Genomic DNA, 23,592 nt, shown 5'->3' with positions numbered 1-23,592 from the left:
AACTTGCGGTTCCATTAGCTAACTATAGGCATAACCCGGTTTCTTCCTAGGTTTTTAGCTTCATAAAGCTGTTTGTCTGCTTCTGCAATTAAGTCTTTAGGGGACTTAGTTTTATGGTCAAACGCAGCAACACCAAACGACGCGGTAATGTTATCGATATTTCGATTTTTACGGCGGTCTCGCAAACTTAATTTCTCAACAGCTCGTCGCATAGATTCTGCTAAATGGCGAGCTGAACGAAGGGTTGAGTTGGGCACCAAAATAGCAAACTCCTCCCCACCAAAGCGATACAACCTAACCTGTTCTCGAACTGAATCGTTGAGCCTTCGAGCCACCGCTTTAAGGACTTGATCACCGAGTAAATGCCCGTACTCGTCGTTAAATGCCTTAAAATGGTCGATATCAATTAAGATCATGCACAATTTGTCATGCCCAATTTGATAGTAGTTGTTTAGATCTTTATCAAATGCTCTTCGATTCAGTATCCCTGTAAGTGAGTCATGAAGAGCGTCAACAGTAGTAGTTTCAAGTTTCTGTTTTAGCTGGGCAATTTCTTTTTGTGCTTGCTGAAGGTTATCACTAAAAAAACTGGTCGACTGTTGGATCTGATGAGCTTGAGAGACAAAATCTCTAACCAAGGCCATGACTTGTTCAATTGGCATGGGATCGCTTTCAATGCGGTCTAACTTAGCAAAGTTTTCGTTGATTTTATTTTGAAACTGAGTGGTGTCAGTATTGGTATCGAGCATTGAACTTGAGAGCTCTTGAACCATTGCTTCGAGGTTAATTCGTGTGGTTTCATGGTCAACTGAGAGCGGTTCAGAAATATGACTTTCGAACAAACCTTCTTGAATACTTGGGGATATGACAGAGTTGCTGCTTTCTAAGGTCTCTATCGCTTGATTCAATTTGGGCCTATTACCTTCAACATAGGAATACCACAACGCATAATTCTTTGGTGTCGTCGGGATCTGGTGCTTCATCATTAGTGGCACAGCTTTTTTTAGATTTGCTGCTGATTTCTTAAAATCGTCTTGGGCCATGTAAGTATTCCGTTGCTAACAGCCAGCCCAGATGAGCCGGCCCAATGAATTACGATAAATCTATACTAACGGGTTTCTAGTAAAATACGTAGCATTCTGCGCAGTGGTTCTGCTGCTCCCCAAAGTAACTGATCACCAACAGTAAATGCAGAAATGTACTCTGCTCCCATCGATAGTTTACGGATTCTACCAACTGGAATGCTCATGGTACCGGTTACCTTGGTGGGGGTAAGCTCTTGGCAACTTAACTCACGGTCATTAGGGATGACCTTAACCCATTGGTTATGACTCTCGAGTATTTGTTCGATTTCTGAAATAGGTAAGTCTTGCTTAAGTTTTAGTGTGATTGCTTGACTGTGACAACGCATAGCCCCAATACGCACGCAAAGACCATCGACAGGAATGGCGTTATCTGAGCTACCCAAAATTTTGTTGGCTTCGACTTCAGCTTTCCATTCTTCTTTGCTTTGCCCTGATGGCATAGGTACATCAATCCATGGGATTAAGCTGCCTGCGAGCGGCACACCAAATTGGTCACTTGGAAAGCTTGGGTCTCGCATATGTTCTGCAACTTGTCGGTCAATGTCTAAAATAGCAGAAGCAGGGTCACTCATAAGCTCGCTGACACTAGAATCAATTGAACCCATTTGGCTGATAAGCTCCCGCATATTACGGGCACCAGCGCCAGAAGCGGCTTGGTAGGTCATAGGACTCGCCCATTCAACCAGGCCTTTTTCAAATAATCCACCCAGAGCCATTAACATCAGCGAAACCGTACAATTTCCACCAACAAAGCAACGAACGTCATTACTAATTGCTTCATCGATGACTTTGCGGTTAACCGGGTCGAGTACAATTACTGCGCTGTCATCCATGCGAAGTGCGGAGGCTGCGTCAATCCAATATCCATCCCAACCTGAATCGCGTAATTTTGAGTAGACAGCTTTGGTGTAATCACCACCTTGGCAAGTGACAATGGTATCCATGGTTTTTAAGGTGTCGATATCGAATGCGTCTTGAAGCTTACTGGTACCGAACCCAAAGTCAGGGCTATCAATACCAATTTGTGAGGTACTAAAAAAAGTAGCCTCGATGTGCTCGAAGTCATTTTCTTGCTGCATGCGTTGCATAAGAACAGAACCAACCATTCCACGCCAACCGACTAACCCTACTTTCATGTTAATAATCCTTCCTAGTGTTGTGTGCAAAACGAGTGTCTTTTAGACACTTCTATTGCGTTCAGACTACCACCGGGCGGGCTTAAAAATCTAGTAGTTATGCTGTCTCGCGCTGAGTAAATGGGACGAGCGTTGTTTCGTTATCAGCATTGTTAATTATTTTTACTTGTTTGTTACGTCTTTGCCCATGTTGGTAACGATCATAGTTGGCATCGCTTACCCCCATAGTTTGAAGAAATTGATAAAACTCCGAAAAGTCCCGTTGAGTAAATGGGGCATCGTTACGAGTAAGTTGATTATCAATGTAGGCTTGATCGCCGTTAAAGCTCATGTTGCAGCATGCATCGTAAGGTTGTCCATATTCACTAACGCGTATAGCTCGTACGCTTTTTACTTCAAAAAGCCATTGGCCGACTCGAATATACCGCTGGGTAACCTGTTCCATTTATTTTGTCCATAGTGGAAGGAGAGCTTTACATAAGCAAAAACTGAACCACTATGTTAAGTGTAACGTTTTCAGTATGTTAGTGATTTAGAAAGGCAGTGACTGTCTCGATTTGGAGACAGTTTTGGTCTTAATTATATAGGTTTGAAGTATAGAGTTGATTTTTATTTGACCTTTATTAAGCAAAAACAATTACTTATGGAAATTGTGTGAATACCCCCTAATTGTCGCGTATCGCAGACGCTGGGAATTTGATGTTTATCTGGCATGATGGTGCGAATTTTGGGCTATCTAGCTGCGAGGACCTTAAGTCATTGTTTAATTCGTCTACTTCAATTCGCCGATTGAGTTTTATGGCCTTGGCTACTCTAGGCATTCCGCTGCTGGTAAGCTTAATATTTGCGATGTATAGCCTACAAAAAATTTCTATAGAAGGCCAACGGGCGGCTTTTCAGGTTGCTCAACTTGTTTCAAACGGAAAACAACTTGATGAATTATTACTGAATATGGAGCGTAATGCCCGCCAATACTTTGTTTTAGGTGATACCCAACTCGAGCGACTATTTGAAGAGCAATTGGAAGAACTGTCGCAATGGCCGGAAGGTAACTTCGAGTCCCAAGAGAATCAACAGACGCTCGAGCTTATGGTGCTTACATTTAATCAAGTTTGGGTGATCGCCCAACAGGTTAATCAGCAACCATTATCAGCGGGCGAACAACAGCAGGTCTCGATGTTGTTGCAAAAACTAAAGCGATTAAACGATGTTTATCAAACACGAATACAACAGCAGGTTGTAGACCAGGCCAGTGCGGTTAAACAAGGCTCAAGTAAAGCGCAGCAACAAATATTGTGGAGTATATTGTTTTTACCGCTGGTGATATTTGCTGCCATCAGTTTTGTCTGGTTTATTACCCGTCCCATAAAACAACTTGGCCAGCAAATTAAGGCTTTAGAACTCGGTGATTTTGAAACTCCGATTGTGATTAATGGGCCGGCTGATGTTGCAGAAATAGCCCTAGCCTTGGACCAAATGCGCGCCAGGCTGCAATTTTTGGAAACGCAAAAAAATAGATTTATTCGCCATATTTCTCATGAGCTTAAAACACCACTGGCTGCAATAAGAGAGGGAAATGAGCTCTTATATGATCATAGTCTCGGAGGCTTAAACGAGCGACAGCATGAGGTGTGTCAAATTCTTCAAGAGAATAGTTTAAAATTACAACGACATATTGAAGATCTACTAAACTTTAATCACATCATCGATAACTCAATCTCCCAGAGTCATCAATCGGTATCCCTTGGTGAGTTGTTTGATGTTGTTTTGAAATCACATCAACTTACCATCAACAATAAACAACTAGACCTTCAAGTAAATCTAGACAGCTTGAGGGTTAGCGGAAACCAAGAACAACTTCGCGTTATCTTTGATAACTTAGTCTCCAACGCGATCAAATTTTCGCCGCGTCAGGGGGTGATTATTATCGACTCAAAAATCGATAATAACGGGCTTGCTTGTGTTGTTATTGAAGACCAAGCTGGTGGTATAGATGAAGTTTTTCAGGCTCAGATGTTTGAGCCTTTTAGTCAAAACAAACATGCGATTGAAGTGCCCTTAAAAGGCAGTGGCTTAGGGCTAACAATCGTCAAGGAGCTTATCGATCGGCATCAGGCTAGCCTCTGTTATCGCCGCTCGGAACTAGGGAGTATTTTTGAAATATGTGGTTTCAAATATGAACAATCGTAAAGCATCAAAGCTGTTCCTCATTATTAGTCTAATAACGGTTGTAGTTGCATGTACCGGTCCAATACAAAACTCATCATCTTCGGAGCCTAATCCAGAATACACACAGTATCCTTATTACCGAGTAACCAGTGATCAGTACTCGCAGTATTACACTTGGTTGTCTAGCCTATCTAACCAAGAGTTTGAGCAGCAGATAGACATCGTAAAACAGCAAAATTCAAGTCTTAGTCAACAAATCAAACTGGCTCTTTTGTATGCGCATCGTAACTCTCCGGTTAGAAATGTTCACCGCAGTCAAAAAATACTAGCGTCGCAATTGGATCTACTCAGTGAGCATCCGCAGCTCGGATGGCTTGAAGTGATGAATGACCAAATGAAAGATGCCATTCGATGGCAGAATAGATACGAAGAGCTGGAAAGCAAATTTGAGAATGCGGAGCAAAGCAGCATGCAATTACAAATTGAAATTGACAAATTGAACGGTCAGTTAAAGCAACTTACCCAATTAGAGCAGCAGTTACATGACAATAAATAGTAAAGGCCATGTTTTGGTTGTCGATGACGACCCAAGTTTACTTCGACTCATCAGTATCCGCTTACAATCAGCAGGCTATGAGGTTAGCTCTGTGGCTAGTGCAAAACACGCCTTGGCCCAAATAGAAAGCCAAATACCTAGTTTGCTTATAAGTGATGTTTGTATGAGTGGTATGGACGGGCTTGAGTTGTTTGCCAAGGTTAAAAAAGAGCATCCTCATCTTCCTGTTATTTTACTTACGGCTCATGGAAGTATTCCAGACGCAGTTAGGGCAACAGAGAAGGGGGTTTTTGGTTATTTAACCAAACCGTTTGATAGCAAAGTATTGTTAGATAAAGTGGCAGATGCCGTTGCTTTATCTGTGGACCCTAATCGACACGAAACAGCGAAAGAGCAATCGAGTTGGCGTAATAGTGTGATTACTCAAAGCCCGTTGATGTTGACCTTGCTCTCTGAGGCTAAACAAGTGGCTAAGAGTGATGTGAGTGTGATGTTGCATGGGCAAAGTGGTACTGGCAAAGAACTCTTTGCAAAAGCAATTCATCAAGCAAGCCCGAGAGCGAGTGGGCCGTTTATTGCGGTCAATTGTGCTGCAATACCCCATGAGCTGTTTGAATCTGAGCTTTTTGGTTATCAAAAAGGAGCGTTTACCGGAGCCTACCAAGCCCAACAAGGACTGTTTGAGGCTGCCAAAGGGGGGACGCTGTTTTTAGATGAGATTGCAGATACCCAATTAAACTCTCAAGCCAAACTATTACGAGCATTGCAAGAGCGAGAGATCCGTCGTTTAGGTTCACAACAAAGCACTGCAATTGATGTCCGCGTTATTGCTGCGAGTCATCAAGACTTGGCATCCTTAGTCAAACAACGTCTTTTTCGTGAAGATCTCTATTATCGACTTAACGTCGTGGAACTGGATTTACCAAGACTAGCCTCGCGATGCGAGGATATTCCTTTGTTGGTCGAACACTTCGCCAATCAATTTGCCGTAAATCACAATGTTCCCGCTCGACATTATAGTAGTGAGGCAATGTCTTTATTAGTGTCTGCTGATTGGCCAGGGAATGTACGTCAACTGATGAATGTAGTCGAACGTACCCAAGCGCTAAGTACAGAATCGTTTGTAGCCCTTCACCTAGTACAAAACGCCTTGAAAAAAGAGAGTGAACTCAGTGGTTTTAATCAGGCTAGGGATGATTTTGAACGTGGTTATTTAGCAAGAGTGCTGCGATTAACTCAAGGAAACGTTAGCCAGGCAGCAAAGATCGCTCAACGGAATCGGACCGACTTTTACAAGCTGCTTGAGCGTCATCACCTTAAGGCTGATGCATTCAGGGTTACAGAGCTGGTCGACTTAGAATAATACAGCGTACCCTATGAGAGACTTTCGCTTTACCGCAGTGTTGAAATGAAAACAAAAAAGCCAAAGTGTAAATACTTTGGCTTTGTGTTTGTTTGGAGTTTCACTTTAAATCACGGTTCTTCCACGCATCATAAGATCTTCTATCTCATTGAGACTTGTCGGATCATCAATGGTGGTTGGGATAGCGTAATCTTCGCCATCAGCGAGTTGTCGCAAGGTTCGACGTAAGATTTTTCCAGAACGCGTTTTAGGCAAGCGCTGCACCACTAAAGCTTGGTTAAAACAGGCTATTGCACCAATCTCATCGCGGACTTTTTGAATTAATTCACGTTGTATTTCTTGGGTGTCTTGGGTAATGCCATCTTTTAGGACCACTAAACCAAAGGGAATTTGACCTTTGAGTTCATCGTGACTGCCTATAACGGCACATTCAGCAACCGCAGGGTGAGCGCCGACAATCTCTTCCATCTCTCCAGTGGATAGTCGATGACCTGCGACGTTAATCACATCATCAATACGACCCATTACAAATAGGTAACCGTCTTCGTCGATGTAACCGCCATCACCACTGACATAGTATCCAGGGAACTGCTTTAAGTAGGCTGATTCAAATCGAGCTTGATCGCCCCAAACAGTAGGCAAGCAACCCGGAGGTAGTGGCAGTTCTATTGCGATAAAGCCTTGCTCAAGTGGTGCACAAGTTTCCCCAATTTCGTTCAAAATTTTAACCTTATAGCCGGGCAGTGGCTTACTCGCACTACCGGATTTAAGCGGTAAGCGCTCCAGGCCTAAGGGATTGCCTGCAATTGCCCACCCGGTTTCGGTCTGCCACCAATGATCGATAACTGGTTTGCCCGTTTTTTCTAAAGTCCAATCCAGCGTTGGTGGATCAAGTCGTTCGCCAGCCATAAAAATATCGCGCAGATGACTTAAGTCATATTGTTGGATCAGCTTTGCGTCTGGGTCTTCTTTTTTAATCGCCCTAAAGGCTGTCGGTGCTGCAAACAAAATAGTGACTTTGTGCTCACTGGCTACTCGCCAAAAAGCGCCAGCATCTGGGGTTCGAACCGGCTTACCTTCATACAAAATAGTGGTGCAGCCCTTAATCAGTGGTGCATAAACAATGTAGGAGTGGCCAACGACCCAACCAACGTCACTGGCAGCCCAAAACACATCACCAGCCTGAACGTCATATACACTTTGCATGCTGTAGTGCATGGCCACCGCGTGTCCGCCATTGTCGCGAACCACGCCTTTCGGTTTTCCGGTAGTCCCTGAGGTATACAAAATATAGAGCGGGTCGGTGGCTTTAACCGGCACGCAAGCGGCAGGTTTAGCCAATGCTAACTGTTCTTGCCAGGATACAAGCTGTGAATTGAGGGTGGCAGGATGCTGTTCTCGTTGCCAAACTAACACTGTCGTGTCTGCTTGCGAACTAGCTTTGAGTGCGGCTTCTAGCATAGGCTGATAAGGCAGTATCTTTTGCCCTTCAACGCCACAACTAGCGCTCATCACCAACTTTGGTTTGGCGTCGTCAATTCGCACTGCCAATTCAGCTGCAGCAAAACCACCAAAGACGACAGAATGAATCGCACCCAATCGGGCACAAGCGAGCATGGCGATGGCTGCTTGGGGGATCATCGGCATATACAGGACAACTCGATCGCCCTTGCTGACACCGTGTGCGGCTAGCATGCCTGCTGTGAGAGCCACCTCGTCACGTAGTTCTTGATAACTGTATTTACGCTGGGTGTTGGTCACCGGAGAGTCGTAGATCAGCGCAGTTTGATTGGCTCGACCATTGTCGCAATGAAAATCTAGGGCTAAGTAAGCAGTGTTCAATTCACCATCCGCAAACCAGCGATAATTGCCATGTTCATCTTGGCTTAAAGCTTTCTGTGGCTGTTTATACCATGCCAATTGCTTGGCTTGCTCTAGCCAAAATTGTTCCGGCTGTTGGCTGGCAAGGTCAAAATTTGATTGATATGTCATGATTTCTCCTCGTCCCTGGCCAATATTTTGGCCCAAGGTTTTGAATAATTCGGCAACAACAAAACACCGTAAATGTCTAGACTATTGGTGGTATGTGGACCCAGCCCTGCATCAGGATTCGGGCACTTCTACCCATACTTGCTTGGCTAACTACCCATTTGCCATCTATTTGCGTTGCCTTTGCGCCAACCTCAAGGGTGCCCGATGGGTGGCCAAATTTAATCGACTCTCGCGGTATTGATCCGGCAGCTTGATTGACCAAGGTGCCAGGTACCGCAGCTGCTGTCGCTATTGCTACTGCGGCTGTTCCCATCATGGCATGATGCAACTTACCCATTGAAAGCGCGCGCACTGAAATATCGATTTGATTGGCTTCAATTGCTTTACCGCTGGAGCTGACGTAGTCCGCAGCCGGCGCTACAAAGGCTACTTTTGGGGTGTGTTGCCTGGTTTGAGCTTGTTCGATTCGCTCAATAAGACCCATTTTTACAGCGCCATGGGCTCTGATTAATTCAAAGCGCGCAAGCGCTTCTGGATCATTGTTGATGTCGTCTTGGGTTTCCAAACCGCTGTATCCAAGTTGCTCAGCGCGTAAGAAAATGGTCGGTATTCCTGCGGCAATGAAGGTTGCGTCAAGTTCACCAAGGCCCGGTACGCTAAGCGTATCGAGTACGTTTCCAGTCGGAAACATTTCACCACTGGCGTCTGTTGGGTCAAGAAAATCGAGCTGAATCTTGGCCGCTGGAAAGGTGACGCCATCAAGCTCAAACGCACCGGTTTCTTGAACTTTGCCATCGGTGATCGGAACATGCGCCACAATGGTTTTCTTAATATTCAATTGCCAAATTCGAATGACAGCGACGCCGGTGGTTGGGATTTTACTTGGGTCCACTAGGCCATTGTTGATCGCAAATGCGCCAACCGCAGCACTGAGGTTGCCACAATTTCCGGACCAGTCTACAAAAGGTTTATCGATTGCAACTTGACCAAAAAGATAATCAACGTCGTGACCATTTTGAGTACTTTCGCTAACAATGACGGTTTTACTGGTGCTAGAACTAGCTCCTCCCATGCCATCAATCTGCTTTGCATATGGATCTGGGCTACCGATAACCCGCAATAACAGTGCGTCACGCTTTGCACCAGCTTGTTGTGCGTATTCAGGTAGATCCTTGAGGCTGAAGAAAACCCCCTTACTGGTTCCGCCACGCATATAAGTTGCAGGGATTTGAGTTTGAGCTAAGTAAGTCATAAGGGTTCCTTAGGCGCTTAGCGTAGATTCAAGAAAGTCTTTTGCAAAACGCTGTAGTACGCCGCCCGCTTCGTAAATTGACACTTCTTCGGCGGTGTCTAATCGACATTTTACCGGTACTGAAAGCTGCTCTCCGTTGCTACGCGTGATGCGTAGATTCATGATAGAGCCAGGCTGCCTTGTTCCTTCAACGTCATAGATTTCGCTGCCGTCAATCCCATAGCTATGACGGTTATTGCCTTCAACAAACTCTAAAGGTAGTACACCCATGCCAACTAAATTGGTTCGATGTATTCGCTCAAAGCCTTCGGCTACAATAACCTCTACTCCCGCTAATCGTACGCCTTTCGCTGCCCAGTCTCTTGAAGAGCCCTGCCCGTAGTCGGCACCGGCAATAATGATCAGTGGCTGATTGCGTTGCATATAGGTTTCAATCGCTTCCCACATGCGCTTAACGTCCCCTTCGGGCTCAACACGCGCTAACGAACCTTGTTTTACTTTTCCATGTTCAACCACCATTTCGTTGAACAGCTTAGGATTGGCAAAGGTTGCACGCTGTGCGGTTAGGTGGTCGCCGCGATGGGTTGCATAGCTATTAAAATCAGCTTCAGGTAAGCCCATTTTGTCTAGGTAGGCGCCAGCTGCGCTATCGAGCATGATCGCATTTGATGGAGACAAGTGGTCTGTGGTTATATTGTCACCAAGCACTGCTAGCGGGCGCATGCCTTTCATAAGACGTTCACCAGCGAGAGCTCCTTCCCAGTAAGGTGGGCGTCGAATATAAGTACTATTGGGTCGCCAATCGTACTGGGGGTCAATATGATTGCCGTACTCGACTTTGATATCAAACATAGGTTGATAAACTTTGCGAAATTGCTCAGGCTTAACACTGGTTTTGATAACCGCATCTATTTCGGCATCGCTTGGCCACAAATCTTTTAGCAGAACCGCTTGGCCTTGTTGGTCATAACCTAGGATATCTTTTTCAATATCAAAACGAATCGTACCTGCGATTGCGTAGGCAATAACCAAGGGTGGGGATGCTAAAAATGCTTGCTTAGCATAAGGATGGATCCGTCCATCGAAATTACGGTTACCGGATAACACCGCAGTTGCGTATAAATCACGATCGATCAGTTCTTTTTGTATTACTGGATCAAGGGCTCCGCTCATACCGTTACAGGTGGTGCATGCAAAACCAACAATCCCAAACCCAAGCGCTTCTAGTTCAGGTAGCAATCTCGATTCTTCGAGGTACATTTGTACAGCTTTTGAGCCCGGAGCGAGTGAGGTTTTCACCCAGGGTTTACGTTGTAAGCCTTTTGCGGCTGCATTACGGGCTAACAAGCCGGCAGCAATCATATTGCGAGGATTGCTGGTGTTGGTGCAACTAGTGATGGCAGCAATGATGACAGCACCATCAGGCATTTTTCCGTCTTCGTTTTCAACCACTCCACTAATACCGCGGACAGCAAGTTCGCTGGTGGGAACTCTGCTGTGCGGGTTTGACGGGCCCGCTATATTGCGACCTACGCTGGACAAGTCGAAACTCAGAACGCGCTCGTACTCGGCATTGTTTAAGCTATCGGCCCAAAGACCGGTCTGTTTGGCATAGTTTGCTACAAGCTTAACTTGGGCATCATCACGACCGGTCAGGGTTAGATAGTCAATGGTTTGCTGGTCGATATAGAACATGGCCGCGGTTGCGCCATACTCTGGTGTCATGTTCGAAATGGTGGCTCGATCACCTAAAGTTAAGTGCTTCGTTCCTTGGCCAAAGAACTCGAGGTAGGATGAAACCACTTTTTGGGCGCGAAGATATTCTGTCAATGCGAGCACAATATCGGTTGCGGTAATGCCTTCTGCAGGCTTACCGGTAAGCTCAACACCAATAATATCCGGCAGTCGCATGTAGGATGCGCGCCCTAGCATTACGCTTTCAGCTTCCAAACCGCCTACACCAATGGCGATTACCCCAAGAGCATCAACATGCGGAGTATGACTATCGGTACCAACTAGCGTATCGGGGAAGGCTACGCCATCGCGGGCTTGCACAACAGGTGACATGCGCTCGAGGTTGATTTGATGCATGATCCCGTTGCCAGGTTGGATCACGTCTACATTTTTGAAGGCGGTTTTAGTCCAGTTGATAAAGTGAAATCGATCGTCGTTGCGTCTATCTTCGATTGCTCGGTTTTTTTCAAAGGCGTCTTTCTCGAATCCAGCGTGTTCTACGGCTAGTGAGTGGTCAACGATGAGTTGTGTCGGAACCACCGGATTCACTTTTGAAGGATCGCCTCCTTGCTCACTTATCGCATCGCGCAATCCTGCTAAATCAACCAGTGCTGTTTGTCCCAAGATGTCGTGACAAACAACACGGGCAGGGTACCAAGGAAAGTCCATATCGCGTTTGCGTTCGATGATTTGAGTCAGCGCACTTTGTAGTTTTTTGGGATCACAGCGCCTGACTAGGTTTTCAGCATAGACTCGTGAGCAGTAAGGTAGTTTGTCGTAAGCATCTGGTTTAATGGCGTTGACCGCGGCGCGGGTATCAAAAAAGTCTAAGTCGCTACCGGGTAAAGGCTTGCGGTATTCGGTATTCATAAGCAGGTCCAATTGTTTTAATTAGGGCCCGCTGGTGGGCCCTGATGCTGGTTATGTATAGTGCTTAGCGTTGTGAAATTGGAACGTAACTGCGCGGTTCACTACCAGTGTAATCGGCGCTTGGTCGAATAATCCGATTGTTAGCACGTTGTTCCATAATATGCGCCGCCCATCCGCTGACACGAGAGCAAACAAATATAGGGGTAAATAAGGCTGTAGGGATCCCCATAAAATGGTAGGCGCTGGCGTGGAAGAAATCAGCGTTGCAAAATAGTTCTTTTTCGCGCCACATCACTTCTTCGACTTTCTCCGAGACCGCATATAAATGTGCTTTATCGCTTTGCAAGCTTAGCTTGCGAGACCATTCCTTAATCAGCGCATTACGTGGGTCGCTGGTGCGATAAATTGCGTGCCCGAAACCCATGATCTTGTCCTTACGCGCTAGCATTGCCATAATTTCTGACTCCGCTTGTTCGGGACTAGTCCAGTTTTCAATCATTGCCATGGCTGCTTCGTTAGCACCACCGTGTAAAGGACCGCGCAGGGCACCAATTGCGCCAGTAACAGCAGAATGGATATCACTTAAGGTTGAAGCGATAACGCGTCCAGTAAAGGTTGATGCGTTAAATTCGTGCTCAGCGTAGACAATAAGCGAGCATTGCATGACTTGCTCGTGCAGAGGATCTGCGGGGCGAGAGTGCAGCAATTCAAGAAAGTGTCCAGCAATCGAGTCGGAATTACTTTGGGTAGAAATGCGCACACCATCGTGACTGTAACGATACCAATAACAAATAATACCTGGCAGCGTTGCTAGCAAGCGATCCGATTGTTGCTGCTGCTCATCAAAGCTTATTTCAGTTTCCAGATTTCCAAGCATACTCACTCCGGTTCGCATCACATCCATAGGATGGGCACTAGCGGGGATCAGCTCGAGTACTTTTTTTAAGTTCTCTGGTAGTTCGCGTAGCGATTTTAGTTTACCGATATAGGCATCTAGCTCGCTGGTATTGGGCAACTCACCATGAAATAACAAATAGGCGACTTCTTCGAAGGTTGCTTGTTCAGCAAGCTCTTTTATATCGTAGCCGCAATAGGTTAAACCTGAGCCACTTTGCCCAACTGTACATAGTTTGGTTTCTCCGGCGCTTTGCCCACGCAGGCCTGCGCCTCCAATTGCTTTTTGTACCATGATGTTCTCCTTTCAGTTTGAACTGAGCTGTTATTTATTTTTTTTGCTCAGTGAACGCTATGTTGTAGGGTTATTTTTGTTCGAAAAGTTGATCCAACTTGTCTTCGTAGTCGTGATAGTTCAAGTAATCGTAGAGTTGTGCGCGTGTCTGCATGGTTTCAACAACGTCACGCTGGTGGCCGTTTTCTAGAAGCGAGCGGTACACATTAACGGCGGCTTGATTCATGGCTCTAAACGCTGAAAGCGGGTATAAAACCATACTTACACCTGAACCACTTAGCTCGGCGCCGCTAAATAACGGGGTTTGGCCAAATTCGGTAATATTAGCCAGTACTGGGACTTTAACCGCATCAACAAACTGTTGATATTGCTCGAGAGTGTTCATGGCTTCTGGAAATATCATATCGGCACCAGCCTCAACACAGGCGCAAGCTCTATCAATTGCAGACTGCATACCTTCTACGGCTAGGGCGTCGGTACGAGCCATAATGACGAATTTGCTATCGGTCTTGGCATCGACGGCAGCTTTGACCCGGTCAACCATTTCTTGGCTGGATACGATGGCCTTATTTGGACGGTGTCCACAGCGTTTTTGAGCGACTTGATCTTCAATGTGAACAGCAGCAGCTTCACTGCGAATCATTTCCTTAACGGTGCGCGCAATGCTAAATGCACCGCCAAATCCCACATCAATATCCACCAGCAGCGGGGTGTCGCAAGCAGCTGTGATGCGGCGAACATCTTCAAGAACATCGTTCATGGTGGTAATACCTAGATCGGGCAAACCATAACTGGCATTGGCGATACCCCCGCCACTAAGGTATATCGCTTGGTGGCCCTCGCGCTGTGCCATCATCGCGCAGTAGGGATTGATGGTTCCAACAATTTGTAAGGGATTGTTGTCTTCAATAGCTTTTCGAAAGCGGGCACCGGGTGAGAGGGTCATTATTTTTCTCCTTTTGAACTCGTGAATGCTTGGGCATCAACTTGTTGTTCTATTAGTTTTCGAGCGCGACCGATATGGCGACGCATGAGTATTTCTGCGAGATCTGCATCTCGGTCTGCAAGGGCTTGCCAGATTGCGCGGTGTTCGTTTAGTGCGCGATTGGGACGTGAAATATGATTGCTGGCTTGCCGCCGGTACATGCGTAACAGGTGATAAAGTTCATCACATAGCAAACCAATCAAATGTTTGTTGGCACTGGCTTGGATTATTCGATAATGGAAGTCGAAATCGCCATCTTGTTCGAAATAGCGTTGCCCTTCATTCTGCTGAAGGTAGTCTTGGTGATGATTTAACAGTGCTTCGAGTTGGTCGATGTCGCTTTGGCTCATCGCCAAAGCAGCCTGGCGACAAGCCATTCCTTCTAGGGCTTCTCGGATAGCGTAGATATCAAGCAGTTGTTGTTTGTTGAGCTCAACAACGCGAGCCCCCACATGAGGTAAACGCTCAACTAATCCAATGCCTTGTAAGGTTAGTATGGCTTCTCGCAGAGGACCGCGGCTGACACCATATCGACGGGCTAATTCAGGTTCAGAAATTTTACTTCCTGCACTAATGTCTCCGCTAACAATAGCTTCGATCAAGATGTCGCTGAGATTCTGCGACTTAAGAGGTGTTTTGACTTGAATTTGGCTCATCTAGATCTGATTTAAGTAAAATATGTAAATTAGCTTAGCGCTAAGAAACACTGAAATCCAGCTTTTGTAGACAATATAGGTGTATACATTGGTCTAATATTCCAAATAGCTATTAAAAACTACATATTGTTGACAATGTGGCCATGCTCTTATGAGTAGGGAGCGAGTCGATAAGATTGTGCCGCTAACTGCCCTCAAGTACACTACAGTCATAAGTAAAACGCACGAGGCAACCCATGAGTTTGGATCAGGAAACAACCCACTTCGGTTTTAAGACCATTGAAAAACAACAGAAAGTAGCGAAAGTTGCTGAGGTCTTTCATTCAGTAGCCGCAAAGTATGATGTGATGAACGATCTTATGTCAGGTGGCGTGCATCGCTTATGGAAGCGCTTTGCTATTGATTGTTCAGGTATTCGTCCAGGGCAAAAGGTACTTGATCTTGCTGGTGGAACTGGCGACTTAACCGCCAAGTTCTCTCGAATTACGGGTGAGAAGGGTGAAGTGGTTCTTGCTGACATCAACGACTCAATGCTTAAAGTTGGCCGAGCTAAGTTGCGCGACCGGGGTATCGCAGGGAATGTCAGTTATGTGCAAGCAAATGCTGAAGCGTTACCATTTCCTGATAACCACTTTGACTTAATTACGATTGGTTTTGGCTTGCGTAATGTCACCGATAAAGACCAAGCGCTACGCTCAATGTTTCGGGTACTTAAGCCCGGAGGTCGTTTATTGGTGCTTGAGTTCTCAAAACCAAGCTCCGAGTTTTTAAGCAAAGCTTACGATACTTACTCTTTCCAAATATTGCCTAAACTCGGTGAGTTGGTTGCTAACGACAGTGAGAGTTATCAATACCTCGCAGAATCAATTCGTATGCACCCAGATCAAGACACCTTGCAGCAAATGATGAATGATGCTGGTTTTGAAGGTACCCAATACTACAACTTGACCGGCGGCATTGTGGCGCTACATCGTGGGTACAAATTCTGATGACAGGCCAAAGCAAAGCGATTGTAAATGTGGTGGGAGCTGCGGTCGAAACCTTTAGTAACCAGATCATGTCTTTGGACAAAAACAGTGCTCAACGACGTAGCAAATTAGAGGGTAAGGTAATTTCGATTACACCGAGCCCTTTCCCACAGCTGTTTTTTATCGTGAGCAAAGACCAAATCGATGTTTTGAGCCAATTTGAAGCGCAAGCCGATTGTGAACTTAAGTTTAGCCCAAGCTTACTATTAGCCTTAGCAAAGCGAGAATCGGTCAGTGATTTGCTCAAGTCAGAACAATTAGAAGTCGAAGGCGATATTAAAGTCGCCCAGAAATTTGCGGATTTGTTTTTGGAAATGGAAGCCGATATTGAAGGGCGACTAGCAAGTTACTTTGGAGATGTGATTGCTTATCAGGTCTTGCGTAACTTGCGACTGTTGGTGCAAGCAATAAAGCAAATGGCGAAGTCGAGCCCCCAACGATTGAGTCAAATCTCTGCTCAAGAATGGCAATTGCATTTACCCTATGAGGCCTTTAACTATTTTAAACGTGACCTAGAAGAACTTGAGTCTGAATTAGACGCTTTAGAATTACGGATACGGGATTTAGAAGCATGAGCGTGAAATCGGTGTTTCGTTTTTTTGAAATTCAACGTGTCATGCTTAGTTACGGTATCGACAAGCTTTTACCCAAGCAGCATTGGCCGTGGTATCTGAAATTATTTCGTTTGGCGCTATTCTTTTGGCAGGATAAACACCCTGACTTGAGTCGCGGAGCAAAATTGCGCTGCGCTGCTGAAGAACTTGGCCCTGTTTTTGTCAAGTTAGGGCAAATGCTATCAACCCGACGCGACTTACTTCCTGATGATTTAGCCTACGAACTGGCAATGCTCCAAGATCAAGTCAAAGCCTTTGATAGTCACTTAGCTAAAGCGATCATTGAGCAAGCTTACGGCAAAGCATTTGAAGAAGACTTTGAGAATTTTAGCCAACAGCCTTTAGCGAGTGCCTCGATTGCTCAGGTGCACACTGCGCGTTTGATCAGTACCGGTGATGAAGTAGTCATTAAAGTGATCCGCCCTGGCATTGAACATACCATTCATAGTGATATCGCACTCATGCAACGCATGGCAGCCAGTCTAGCGATGGTGTTCAGCGAAGCTAAGCGGCTGCGTCCGCAAGAAGTCGTTGAAGAATATCGGCGTACTATAATTGATGAGTTGGATTTGGCCCGAGAAGCGGCTAACGCGATGCAACTTAAACGAAACTTTGAAGGCTCTAAAGAGCTATATGTACCGAAAGTATATAGTGATTATAACCATCGTAATGTAATGGTCATGGAACGTATTTATGGTATCCAAGTATCTGATATTCAGGCTCTAGAAGCGCAAGGAACAAACTTTAAATTGCTAGCTGAACGTGGCGTTGAAGTGTTCTTTACTCAAGTATTTAGAGATAGTTTTTTCCATGCTGACATGCATCCGGGTAACGTTTTTGTCTCAAAAGAACACCCTGAAGATCCCCAGTATATTGGGATAGATTGCGGCATTGTTGGTACCTTGAATAAACAAGACCAACGTTACTTAGCGGAAAATTTTCTAGCCTTTTTCAACCGAGATTATCGACACGTAGCGCAATTGCACATTGATTCGGGATGGGTTCCAGCGGATACCAAAGTGGAAGAGTTTGAGGCTGCAATTCGTACGGTTTGCGAGCCAATATTTGCTAAACCTTTAGCAGAAATATCATTTGGTCAAATCTTGCTAAACTTATTTAATACGGCTCGTCGTTTCGATATGCAGGTACAACCGCAATTGGTGTTACTGCAAAAAACGCTTTTGTATATTGAAGGGTTGGGGCGTCAGTTATATCCACAATTAGATTTATGGGCGACTGCAAAACCTTTTCTCGAGAATTGGATGAAACAACAAGTGGGCCCAAAGGCGATGTTTAAGGAGTTTCAAGACAAAGCTCCACTGTGGGCTGAAACCTTCCCACAAATACCAGAGCTTATATTTGACAACCTGCAAATGGCGCGGCGGCAACAACATCAAGTACAGCTGTTTGCCAAAGGGTATGTAAAGCAACAACATCAGCATAAAATTGCCTTAATTCTCGCAATTGCATCTAATAGTTTGTTGTTGTCGGCAGTCTTGTTATATTTAGATAATCAATTAGCGCTAGCCGCAGCTTTTGCGAGCGCTTGTGTGATCAGTGCCGCCCTCTGTTGGCGACAACTGGTGCGCAAACCTTTTGCCTTATAAGGCAATTCATATACTTAAGGAATGTTCATGGGCGGTATTAGTGTTTGGCAGTTGGCAATTGTTGCAGTTATTGTTTTATTGTTATTTGGAACCAAAAAGCTACGTAACTTAGGTAACGACCTTGGAACTTCGGTCAAAGGTTTCAAAAAAGCGATGTCAGATGAAGCAAGCGAAACTAAATCTGATGATGCGGATGTTGATCAGATTGCGAAATCTGAACAAAGCGACGAATCGCCATCAAAACCTAAAGAATAAGCTAAGCCATGTTTGATATTGGTTTTTGGGAATTAATTGTGATCTCTGTGATGGGCTTGGTTATTTTAGGTCCTGAGCGCTTACCTAAAGCGATTCGCAGTGTGATGTCGATAATACGTAGCGTGAAAAAGACGGCGTCTCAAGTCGGCACTGAACTTCAGCAAGAACTACGCTTGCAAGAGCTCCATGACGACCTTAAAAAGTCTGAAGCAATGCAAGATGTGTCAGGTATGAGTGAGAGTCTCAAAAACTCTGTTGATGAGCTCAAAGCCAGAGCCGAGTCAGTGACTCGCCCTTACGATATTGCCGGTGAGCAAGGTGATAAGCCTGTTAAGCCCGCGAGCCCCAAACCAACGGAAACTAATGACGGAAACTAGTTCCAGCCAACCCTTGATCGGTCATCTGCTTGAGCTTCGAACGCGATTAATGCACAGCATTTTAGCGGTGTTACTCGTATTCGTAAGTTTAGTTTATTTTGCCAACGATATTTATCGTCTTTTGGCCGACCCTCTAATGAAGGTGTTGCCTGAAGGCGCGAGCATGATCGCCACTGATGTCGCCGCACCTTTTTTCACCCCGATAAAGTTAACTATCGTGGTGTCCTGTTTTATCGCAATGCCATATATGCTGTCGCAATTGTGGGGTTTTATTGCGCCAGGACTCTACCAACATGAGCGAAAAATGGCAGTGCCTTTAGTTGCGGGTAGCGGTGCTTTGTTCTATGCCGGTATCGCGTTTGCTTATTCAGTGGTGCTACCGCTAGCATTTGCCTTTTTTACCAAGGTGGCTCCAGAGGGGGTCACTATTGCTACCGATATATCTAATTATCTAGATTTTGTTCTCAAGATATTCTTTGCCTTTGGGCTCGCGTTTGAAATTCCGATCGCCACGGTTTTATTGTGTTGGTCTGGTGCAACAACGCCTGATGCACTGCGCCAAAAGCGCCCCTACGTTATCGTCGGTGTATTTGTCATCGGTATGTTACTAACGCCACCAGATGTAATTTCGCAAACCTTGTTGGCTTTCCCTATGTGGCTGTTGTTTGAATTAGGCTTGGTGTTGACGCGCTTTTATTCGCCTCGAGAGCAAACCGAATCAACGGATGTTTGATTTAGCGCTAAATTTGAGTTCGTCTCAATTCGACAAAGATAGAGATGAGATGATGCAACGTGGCTTTGATGCTGGTGTAGCAGGGGTCCTCGCGCTTTCTAGTGAACTCGAAGAGTCTAAATCTTTGCCGACTCTTGTCGCCAACTGGCCACAGCGTTGCTGGGCTAGTGTTGGTGTGCATCCACACCACGCAAAGTCTTGTTCTATTGAACAGTTGCAGCAACTGCTTGGCTTAAGTGCAGCTGACAATGTAATTGCTATCGGTGAGTGCGGTCTGGATTTTAATCGAGATTTTTCGCCACGAGATCAACAAGAACAGATTTTTGAAGCGCAACTTAAAATTGCAGCTGAGCTCAAAATGCCTGTGGTCATGCACGAGCGTGATGCTTTTGAACGATTCTATCCTATTTTGAAAGCATGGCGGCCTCATCTCGTCGGAGCGGTTCTACATTGTTTTACCGGTAGCGAGTCTTCCTTAAAAGCTTATCTTGATTTAGATATCTATATTGGTGTCACAGGCTGGTTGTGCGATGAAAGGCGTGGACAAGACTTACAAGCGATGTTGCCCTTAATACCCAATGAGCGACTTTTTCTAGAGACAGATGCTCCTTATCTGCTACCAAGGGATCTAAAACCTAAACCGAAATCGCGGCGTAATGAGCTTATGTATTTGGGGCAAATCTACAGCACTGCTGCGAGGCTGCGCCAACAAGAATTAAGTCAACTAAAAGCAATGACTCAAGCAAATGCCGAGCGACTGTTTGGTATTCGATTGTAATTTTTACGTTTAAGATAAACAAACCAAGGATTTATTATGAGCGCATCACAGCGATTCCCCGGCACTCGTTTACGTAGGCTCCGCCGACATAGTTTTTCGCGTCGTTTGGTTCAAGAAAACAAACTCAGTGTAGATGATCTTATTTATCCAATGTTTATTCTAGACGGAGAAGGGCAGCGCGAAGCCATTCCTTCAATGCCCGGTATTGAGCGGCTAAGTATTGATCAACTGCTGCTAGAAGCTGCAGAACTGGTACGCCTTGGTATCCCGATGATAGCTATTTTCCCAGTCACACCAGTCACAGAGAAGTCCTTGATGGCAGAGCGGGCCTATGCTGACGATGCCTTAGCTCAGCGTGCCGTGCGCGCTCTCAAAGCCAACTTTCCTGAACTAGGCGTGATGACTGATGTAGCATTGGATCCATTTACCACCCATGGCCAAGACGGCATTATCGATGAGCAAGGCTACGTATTAAACGACGTCACGACTGAAGTTTTGGTCAAACAAGCGATTTCACATGCGCAGGCCGGAGCGGATGTCATCGCACCTTCGGACATGATGGATGGCAGAATCGGAGCGATTCGAGAGCAATTGGAAGCACAAGGCTTTGTTAATACCCAAATAATGGCCTATTCTGCTAAATATGCTTCCAGTTATTACGGCCCTTTTCGTGATGCGGTTGGTAGTGCTGCTCAGCTAAAAGGTGGGGATAAGAAAACCTATCAGATGGATCCTGCAAATAGTGATGAAGCACTCCAAGAAGTTGCTTTAGACTTGCAAGAAGGCGCTGATATGGTGATGGTGAAACCGGGTATGCCATACTTAGATATAGTGCGTCGGGTTAAAGATGAATTCAAAGTACCAACTTTCGCATATCAAGTCAGCGGAGAGTATGCGATGCACCAAGCGGCCATACAAATGGGTTGGTTAAGTGAACGCGAGGTCGTACTTGAGTCGTTACTAGCGTTTAAGCGAGCTGGAGCCGATGGCATTTTGACTTATTTTGCCAAAACGGTTGCCCAATGGTTGAGTGAAGAAAAACCTAGTTAGGAGTCGCAAATGCGAAGATTTTGGTTTGAATGTCGGCGCTTTTTAGTTTGCCTTTGTTTGCTGAGCCTTCCGGTATCTAGCTTTGCTCAGCAAAACCTTCAAATCAATTTGCCCGAATATGTTGATGATTCACATTTGTTTTATCATGAACTGATTCAATCCGCGCTAGTGGCCCAAGGCCACTCGGTTGAAATTGGCACACCGGGTCAATCATTACCGCAAAAACGTGCTTTTAGTATGCTACAACGCGGTCAACTAAGCGCAATGTGGGTCATGCCAAGTCAAGCACGTGATAATGATGACAGCATAGTTCGTATAGATTTTGATTTAACCCAAGGGCTTTTGGGTAAACGAGTCCTGCTTATTGCCCCCGATCAAGCAGATCGCTTTGCCAATATAGAGAATCTAGCCCAATTTAGGCAGCAAGCTGGAACCGCAGCCTTTGGGGTTGGCTGGCTTGATGCTGCAGTCTGGCATGCAAACCAATTACAGTACCGCGAGATTGATGGCGAGTGGCGACGGATTTATCGGATTTTACTCAATCGGCACGGTATTGATTATTTTTCCCGTGGACTAACTGAAGTACTTGCGGAACAAGAACGTTATCCTTTTCTGTTAGTAGAACCGAGGTTATTGTTGGTTTATCCCGCGGATTTTCAACTCTATGTGTCAAAGAAACACCAGCAACTCATACCGATACTAGACGCAGCATTACGACGGGCTCAAGAGTCTGGCTTACAACAGCGATTGATAGATAAGTATTGGGCGGATGATTTACGTGAGCTTAAGCTTGATGAGCGGCTACGAATACCATTGGCGATGCCACCGAAGTAGGGAAATTCATGTTTAGATCGCTACCGATCAAAAAGCTTCCAAGTAAGGCCTTAGTTTTTGCTTTTTTTAAGTATTTGGGAACACGTTTTTTACGTCATAAAATCAACGTTATTGCAGGTTCGCTTGCCTATGTAAGTTTATTGTCTTTGGTGCCGCTGTGCGCTGTTGTTTTTTCTCTATTTAGCGCTTTCCCTGTATTCGAAGGCTTTCGCGAGCTTATCGAGTCTTATGTTTATCAAAACATGCTGCCGACTTCAGGTGACACGGTTCGCAACAATATTAATGGTTTTATTGATAATGCGAGTCGCATGACAACGATTGGTGTTAGTGCCTTGATTGTGGTCGCCTTAATGCTGATCTCAGCCATCGACAATGCCCTCAATATGATTTGGGAGAACGCTAAAAAGCGAAGTTTCATCAAGGCCATTCCTGTGTATTGGATGATACTAACTTTAGGACCGATATTGCTTGGTGGCAGTCTTGCGATAAGCTCCTACATGCTTAGCGTTCAGTTATTCACTGGCACCGGTTTAAATAGTCTTTGGGCTGACTTACTTAGCTGGACTCCCGTTCTTTTTTCTATCACAGCGTTTACCTTGCTATATTTATTGGTTCCCAATAAACAAGTTGGTTTTAGGCACGCGTTGGTGGGTGGCATATTTGCAGCGTTGGCTTTTGAAGCGAGCAAACGAGGGTTTGCTTTCTACGTCAGTTCATTCCCTAGCTACCAGATTATTTATGGCGCATTAGCTGTACTACCCATTTTATTGGTCTGGGTTTATGTCATCTGGTTAGTGGTGTTAACCGGCGCCGAAATAGCTGCCAGCCTAGATGAGTTTGATCCCAATCTTCATGGAGAACGTTTGATTGAAAGCCTTGATACAAAGAGTGAGCCACGCCAAAGTTGAAGTCGACTCAAAACTTATTTCTAAAATTGATGCGGGCTTGCTAGTTTTACTAGGTGTTGAGCAAGGTGACAACCAAGAAAAACTACAAAAGTTGGCCCATAAAGTATGCCACTACCGTATGTTTGCCGATAAGAATGGCAAAACTAACCTTAATGTTCAGCAAATTGGCGGCCAATTGTTGGTCGTTTCACAGTTCACCTTGGTGGCTCAAACTGACAAAGGCCTTCGTCCAGGTTTTTCTAAGGGTGCTAGCCCTGAAATGGCCGAAAGTCTTTACCTTGATTTCGTAAGCGCCTGTCGCGCTTTAGGAGTACAAGTGGGTGAAGGACAATTTGCCGCCAATATGCAAGTGAGCTTGTGCAATGATGGGCCAATGACCTTTATGATTGAAGTCTAAGTACAATGATAAACGAGACCTAGC

At 45.3% G+C, this 23,592-nt stretch carries 23 protein-coding genes; 14 read left to right on the top strand and 9 right to left on the bottom strand.

Annotated features, from left to right (window positions below):
• Positions 1-14 precede the first annotated feature (14 nt).
• The 3 genes from DBZ36_RS19875 to DBZ36_RS19865 form a co-directional block, all read right to left on the bottom strand.
• Complete coding sequence (locus tag DBZ36_RS19875; protein WP_120356732.1) at positions 15-1,043, bottom strand: GGDEF domain-containing protein; 1,029 nt, start codon at positions 1,041-1,043, stop codon at positions 15-17.
• A 65-nt stretch (positions 1,044-1,108) separates the two neighbouring features.
• The gene (gene asd, locus DBZ36_RS19870; protein WP_120356731.1) at positions 1,109-2,221 is read right to left on the bottom strand and encodes an aspartate-semialdehyde dehydrogenase; all 1,113 of its coding nucleotides are present in this window, start codon (positions 2,219-2,221) and stop codon (positions 1,109-1,111) included.
• Positions 2,222-2,318: 97 nt separating this feature from the next.
• Entirely contained in the window at positions 2,319-2,666 is a 348-nt protein-coding gene (locus tag DBZ36_RS19865; RefSeq protein WP_120356730.1) for a hypothetical protein, read from the bottom strand.
• Positions 2,667-2,920: 254 nt separating this feature from the next.
• Here DBZ36_RS19865 and DBZ36_RS19860 point away from each other — a divergent pair, with 254 nt between their 5' ends.
• The 3 genes from DBZ36_RS19860 to DBZ36_RS19850 are packed head-to-tail and all read left to right on the top strand — an operon-like array spanning position 2,921 to position 6,309.
• Positions 2,921-4,411, top strand: coding sequence for a sensor histidine kinase (locus DBZ36_RS19860; protein ID WP_120356729.1), 1,491 nt, complete (start codon positions 2,921-2,923; stop codon positions 4,409-4,411).
• A complete protein-coding gene (locus DBZ36_RS19855; protein ID WP_120356728.1) occupies positions 4,398-4,946 on the top strand; it encodes a tropomyosin in 549 nt (182 codons plus the stop codon). The genes DBZ36_RS19860 and DBZ36_RS19855 overlap by 14 nt, the downstream gene beginning before the upstream one ends.
• Positions 4,933-6,309 (top strand): sigma-54-dependent transcriptional regulator, encoded by a 1,377-nt coding sequence (locus DBZ36_RS19850; RefSeq protein ID WP_120356727.1) that lies wholly within the window; start codon positions 4,933-4,935, stop codon positions 6,307-6,309. Before DBZ36_RS19855 ends, DBZ36_RS19850 begins: the two co-directional genes overlap by 14 nt.
• A gap of 105 nt (positions 6,310-6,414) precedes the next feature.
• Here the strand turns inward: DBZ36_RS19850 and DBZ36_RS19845 are convergent, their stop codons facing one another.
• The 6 genes from DBZ36_RS19845 to DBZ36_RS19820 all read right to left on the bottom strand — a co-directional run bounded on the left by DBZ36_RS19845 (position 6,415) and on the right by DBZ36_RS19820 (position 14,987).
• Positions 6,415-8,301 (bottom strand): propionyl-CoA synthetase, encoded by a 1,887-nt coding sequence (locus DBZ36_RS19845; RefSeq protein WP_120356726.1) that lies wholly within the window; start codon positions 8,299-8,301, stop codon positions 6,415-6,417.
• Between the two features lie 76 nt (positions 8,302-8,377).
• Positions 8,378-9,553, bottom strand: a complete 1,176-nt coding sequence (gene prpF / locus DBZ36_RS19840; protein WP_120356725.1) for a 2-methylaconitate cis-trans isomerase PrpF — start codon at positions 9,551-9,553, stop codon at positions 8,378-8,380.
• Positions 9,554-9,562: 9 nt separating this feature from the next.
• Complete coding sequence (gene acnD, locus DBZ36_RS19835; protein WP_120356724.1) at positions 9,563-12,157, bottom strand: Fe/S-dependent 2-methylisocitrate dehydratase AcnD; 2,595 nt, start codon at positions 12,155-12,157, stop codon at positions 9,563-9,565.
• A 64-nt stretch (positions 12,158-12,221) separates the two neighbouring features.
• Positions 12,222-13,346 carry a bifunctional 2-methylcitrate synthase/citrate synthase gene (gene prpC / locus DBZ36_RS19830; RefSeq protein ID WP_120356723.1) on the bottom strand — a complete coding sequence of 375 codons (1,125 nt, stop codon included), beginning with the start codon at positions 13,344-13,346 and terminating at the stop codon, positions 12,222-12,224.
• A 70-nt stretch (positions 13,347-13,416) separates the two neighbouring features.
• On the bottom strand, positions 13,417-14,292 hold the full coding sequence (gene prpB / locus DBZ36_RS19825) for a methylisocitrate lyase (RefSeq protein ID WP_120356722.1): 876 nt from the start codon (positions 14,290-14,292) through the stop codon (positions 13,417-13,419).
• The gene (locus DBZ36_RS19820; RefSeq protein WP_120356721.1) at positions 14,292-14,987 is read right to left on the bottom strand and encodes a GntR family transcriptional regulator; all 696 of its coding nucleotides are present in this window, start codon (positions 14,985-14,987) and stop codon (positions 14,292-14,294) included. Before DBZ36_RS19820 ends, prpB begins: the two co-directional genes overlap by 1 nt.
• 236 nt (positions 14,988-15,223) lie before the next feature.
• Here DBZ36_RS19820 and ubiE point away from each other — a divergent pair, with 236 nt between their 5' ends.
• Genes ubiE through dtd form a run of 11 tightly spaced genes read left to right on the top strand, consistent with a single transcriptional unit; the run spans position 15,224 to position 23,568 of the window.
• Entirely contained in the window at positions 15,224-15,976 is a 753-nt protein-coding gene (gene ubiE, locus DBZ36_RS19815; protein WP_120356720.1) for a bifunctional demethylmenaquinone methyltransferase/2-methoxy-6-polyprenyl-1,4-benzoquinol methylase UbiE, read from the top strand.
• A complete protein-coding gene (locus tag DBZ36_RS19810; protein ID WP_120356719.1) occupies positions 15,976-16,590 on the top strand; it encodes a ubiquinone biosynthesis accessory factor UbiJ in 615 nt (204 codons plus the stop codon). The genes ubiE and DBZ36_RS19810 overlap by 1 nt, the downstream gene beginning before the upstream one ends.
• Complete coding sequence (gene ubiB / locus DBZ36_RS19805) at positions 16,587-18,236, top strand: ubiquinone biosynthesis regulatory protein kinase UbiB (RefSeq protein ID WP_120356718.1); 1,650 nt, start codon at positions 16,587-16,589, stop codon at positions 18,234-18,236. The genes DBZ36_RS19810 and ubiB overlap by 4 nt, the downstream gene beginning before the upstream one ends.
• Before the next feature lie 27 nt (positions 18,237-18,263).
• Positions 18,264-18,491 (top strand): twin-arginine translocase TatA/TatE family subunit, encoded by a 228-nt coding sequence (gene tatA, locus DBZ36_RS19800; RefSeq protein ID WP_120356717.1) that lies wholly within the window; start codon positions 18,264-18,266, stop codon positions 18,489-18,491.
• A gap of 8 nt (positions 18,492-18,499) precedes the next feature.
• Positions 18,500-18,868, top strand: a complete 369-nt coding sequence (gene tatB, locus DBZ36_RS19795; RefSeq protein ID WP_120356716.1) for a Sec-independent protein translocase protein TatB — start codon at positions 18,500-18,502, stop codon at positions 18,866-18,868.
• Complete coding sequence (gene tatC, locus DBZ36_RS19790; RefSeq protein ID WP_120356715.1) at positions 18,855-19,601, top strand: twin-arginine translocase subunit TatC; 747 nt, start codon at positions 18,855-18,857, stop codon at positions 19,599-19,601. The genes tatB and tatC overlap by 14 nt, the downstream gene beginning before the upstream one ends.
• A complete protein-coding gene (locus DBZ36_RS19785) occupies positions 19,594-20,379 on the top strand; it encodes a TatD family hydrolase (RefSeq protein ID WP_120356714.1) in 786 nt (261 codons plus the stop codon). Before tatC ends, DBZ36_RS19785 begins: the two co-directional genes overlap by 8 nt.
• Positions 20,380-20,415: 36 nt before the next feature.
• Positions 20,416-21,429: a porphobilinogen synthase gene (hemB, locus tag DBZ36_RS19780; protein ID WP_120356713.1), complete on the top strand. Its 1,014-nt coding sequence runs from the start codon at positions 20,416-20,418 to the stop codon at positions 21,427-21,429.
• 9 nt (positions 21,430-21,438) lie between these two features.
• Positions 21,439-22,263, top strand: a complete 825-nt coding sequence (locus tag DBZ36_RS19775; protein WP_120356712.1) for a hypothetical protein — start codon at positions 21,439-21,441, stop codon at positions 22,261-22,263.
• Positions 22,264-22,271: 8 nt separating this feature from the next.
• Entirely contained in the window at positions 22,272-23,171 is a 900-nt protein-coding gene (locus tag DBZ36_RS19770) for a virulence factor BrkB family protein (RefSeq protein ID WP_120356711.1), read from the top strand.
• Positions 23,131-23,568 carry a D-aminoacyl-tRNA deacylase gene (gene dtd, locus DBZ36_RS19765; RefSeq protein WP_120356710.1) on the top strand — a complete coding sequence of 146 codons (438 nt, stop codon included), beginning with the start codon at positions 23,131-23,133 and terminating at the stop codon, positions 23,566-23,568. The genes DBZ36_RS19770 and dtd overlap by 41 nt, the downstream gene beginning before the upstream one ends.
• Positions 23,569-23,592 lie beyond the last annotated feature (24 nt).

The organism is Alginatibacterium sediminis (assembly GCF_003610775.1).
Lineage (GTDB): Bacteria > Pseudomonadota > Gammaproteobacteria > Enterobacterales > Celerinatantimonadaceae > Alginatibacterium > Alginatibacterium sediminis.
This window is presented reverse-complemented; position numbering and strand designations above follow the sequence as displayed.

Coding starts and splice junctions, on each gene's coding strand:
- DBZ36_RS19875 (WP_120356732.1), bottom strand. CDS start 1,043: ATGGCCCAAGACGATTTTAAGAAATCAGCAGCAAATCTAAAAAAAGCT.
- asd (WP_120356731.1), bottom strand. CDS start 2,221: ATGAAAGTAGGGTTAGTCGGTTGGCGTGGAATGGTTGGTTCTGTTCTT.
- DBZ36_RS19865 (WP_120356730.1), bottom strand. CDS start 2,666: ATGGAACAGGTTACCCAGCGGTATATTCGAGTCGGCCAATGGCTTTTT.
- DBZ36_RS19860 (WP_120356729.1), top strand. CDS start 2,921: ATGTTTATCTGGCATGATGGTGCGAATTTTGGGCTATCTAGCTGCGAG.
- DBZ36_RS19855 (WP_120356728.1), top strand. CDS start 4,398: ATGAACAATCGTAAAGCATCAAAGCTGTTCCTCATTATTAGTCTAATA.
- DBZ36_RS19850 (WP_120356727.1), top strand. CDS start 4,933: ATGACAATAAATAGTAAAGGCCATGTTTTGGTTGTCGATGACGACCCA.
- DBZ36_RS19845 (WP_120356726.1), bottom strand. CDS start 8,301: ATGACATATCAATCAAATTTTGACCTTGCCAGCCAACAGCCGGAACAA.
- prpF (WP_120356725.1), bottom strand. CDS start 9,553: ATGACTTACTTAGCTCAAACTCAAATCCCTGCAACTTATATGCGTGGC.
- acnD (WP_120356724.1), bottom strand. CDS start 12,157: ATGAATACCGAATACCGCAAGCCTTTACCCGGTAGCGACTTAGACTTT.
- prpC (WP_120356723.1), bottom strand. CDS start 13,346: ATGGTACAAAAAGCAATTGGAGGCGCAGGCCTGCGTGGGCAAAGCGCC.
- prpB (WP_120356722.1), bottom strand. CDS start 14,292: ATGACCCTCTCACCCGGTGCCCGCTTTCGAAAAGCTATTGAAGACAAC.
- DBZ36_RS19820 (WP_120356721.1), bottom strand. CDS start 14,987: ATGAGCCAAATTCAAGTCAAAACACCTCTTAAGTCGCAGAATCTCAGC.
- ubiE (WP_120356720.1), top strand. CDS start 15,224: ATGAGTTTGGATCAGGAAACAACCCACTTCGGTTTTAAGACCATTGAA.
- DBZ36_RS19810 (WP_120356719.1), top strand. CDS start 15,976: ATGACAGGCCAAAGCAAAGCGATTGTAAATGTGGTGGGAGCTGCGGTC.
- ubiB (WP_120356718.1), top strand. CDS start 16,587: ATGAGCGTGAAATCGGTGTTTCGTTTTTTTGAAATTCAACGTGTCATG.
- tatA (WP_120356717.1), top strand. CDS start 18,264: ATGGGCGGTATTAGTGTTTGGCAGTTGGCAATTGTTGCAGTTATTGTT.
- tatB (WP_120356716.1), top strand. CDS start 18,500: ATGTTTGATATTGGTTTTTGGGAATTAATTGTGATCTCTGTGATGGGC.
- tatC (WP_120356715.1), top strand. CDS start 18,855: ATGACGGAAACTAGTTCCAGCCAACCCTTGATCGGTCATCTGCTTGAG.
- DBZ36_RS19785 (WP_120356714.1), top strand. CDS start 19,594: ATGTTTGATTTAGCGCTAAATTTGAGTTCGTCTCAATTCGACAAAGAT.
- hemB (WP_120356713.1), top strand. CDS start 20,416: ATGAGCGCATCACAGCGATTCCCCGGCACTCGTTTACGTAGGCTCCGC.
- DBZ36_RS19775 (WP_120356712.1), top strand. CDS start 21,439: ATGCGAAGATTTTGGTTTGAATGTCGGCGCTTTTTAGTTTGCCTTTGT.
- DBZ36_RS19770 (WP_120356711.1), top strand. CDS start 22,272: ATGTTTAGATCGCTACCGATCAAAAAGCTTCCAAGTAAGGCCTTAGTT.